This window comes from Myxococcus llanfairpwllgwyngyllgogerychwyrndrobwllllantysiliogogogochensis (assembly GCF_006636215.1).
GTDB lineage: Bacteria > Myxococcota > Myxococcia > Myxococcales > Myxococcaceae > Myxococcus > Myxococcus llanfairpwllgwyngyllgogerychwyrndrobwllllantysiliogogogochensis.
Genome location: NZ_VIFM01000696.1, coordinates 1 through 496 on the forward strand (window position 1 = coordinate 1; position 496 = coordinate 496).

2 protein-coding genes are annotated in these 496 nt (G+C 71.6%); both read left to right on the forward strand.

Features of this window, described 5'->3' with window-relative positions; all coding sequences use genetic code 11:
- On the forward strand, positions 1-357 hold a 357-nt coding region (locus FJV41_RS50060), incomplete at its 5' end, for a DUF2514 family protein (protein WP_141649598.1).
- Positions 341-496: phage tail protein (locus FJV41_RS55510; RefSeq protein ID WP_181791562.1), on the forward strand; the 156-nt coding region annotated here is incomplete at its 3' end. The genes FJV41_RS50060 and FJV41_RS55510, both read left to right, overlap by 17 nt.

Here is a 496-nt window from a genome sequence, read left to right on the forward strand (position 1 = left end):
GCCAATGCCCAAGAGAAAACCGAAGCCGCCGGCCGGGGCGAGTTGCTCGCCGCGCGTGCTGACGCTGATCGCGCTCGCGCTGCTGCTGACCGCGTGCGCCGCGACCTCGCCACCTACATCGAGCAGCACCGGGAGCGGGCACTCGCTGCCGCCGCAGATTCCGCCGCTGCCGGCCAGTGCGCGGCAGATTCAGCCGCCGCCCTCGATCTGCTCGCCGACCTGCGCAGCCGGGCTGACGATCGAGCGGGAGAGCTGGCCCAGACCGCCGACGAGGCCCGCATCCGCGGCCTCACCTGCGAACGCGCCTACAACGACGCCCGCGCAGCCCTGAGCGCCGCCCATGCTGAAACCCCCTAGCCTGCGCGATCACCTGGTTCGCGCCCTGCCCCACTTGGCGCGCGACCCCGGCAAACTCGTGCTCACCATCGGGCAGGGCAGCGTGCGCACACGCGCCACGGGCTCGCTCGCATTCGAGTATTCCTACACGCTGCAGGTT